Raw genomic sequence first — 819 nt, 5'->3', positions numbered from 1 at the left:
TTCAGTGCCAACTTACCAACGGGGCTGACGTGTGGTGCACCGTTTGAATCTAAAGTTTCAGTGGATTATCAGTTTGTTGAAGGGCTTAAGGCGCAATCTTGGCAAAACGTGACGGCGCTAGTGAACGGTGTTCCTCTACTTCTGAATAAGCCCAAGACTATCGAGGATGCGCTCACCGATGCGAGTATTAACTCGCGCGGTCAAGAAGTGCAAGGAAACAAAATTTTTGTTCAAACACTATCAGACAAAACGCAGAAAATTGATGACTCATTTGCCGTTTATCTCGATATCGAACACGCGAATTTAGCGGATTTACACACCACGTTGACGTCGCCACAAGGCCAGTCTGTAGTGCTGTTTAACCATCAGCCGAGTCAATCGGGTGGGTTTACGGGCTATTTCACGGTTCAGCACGATCCACAGCTGCAAGCATTGGTTGGAGAGCCTAGTTGGGGAACGTGGCGACTAGAAGTCTCCGATCGGGTGGTCGGCAACTCGGGCGCACTAAAAGCGTGGGGTGTGAGTCACTTTAACCAGTATCAGTGCGGTGCTGATACCACTTCGAAAAGCAACGGCAATGGCTCGGGTGGGAGTGGCTCACCTTGGGCGCTCTTTGGCTTGCTTGTGCTTTCAATGTTGAGAGTGGTTCGCTCTCGTAATAACGATTCATCAAAAAGAAGATAAGACCTATGAAGTTTCAATATTCTCTCATTGCAGTCTCACTGGCCCTTGTTGGTTGTGGTGGTGGTTCTGGTGGTGGTGACGCAACGGCGCCAAGTTACAACGTAGCGGGAACCATTTCTGCGAAAGGTACGTTAT

At 49.2% G+C, this 819-nt stretch carries 1 protein-coding gene; it reads left to right on the top strand.

Going from position 1 to position 819, the window contains the following annotated elements:
• Positions 1-684 (top strand): proprotein convertase P-domain-containing protein (locus tag R7R24_RS25920; RefSeq protein WP_318119994.1); only part of this gene is annotated, 684 nt, incomplete at its 5' end.
• Positions 685-819 lie beyond the last annotated feature (135 nt).

It is taken from the genome of Vibrio sp. 704 (assembly GCF_033339295.1).
The sequence above is the reverse complement of the archived record's forward strand: the minus strand, read 5'-3'. Positions and strand labels throughout refer to the sequence as shown.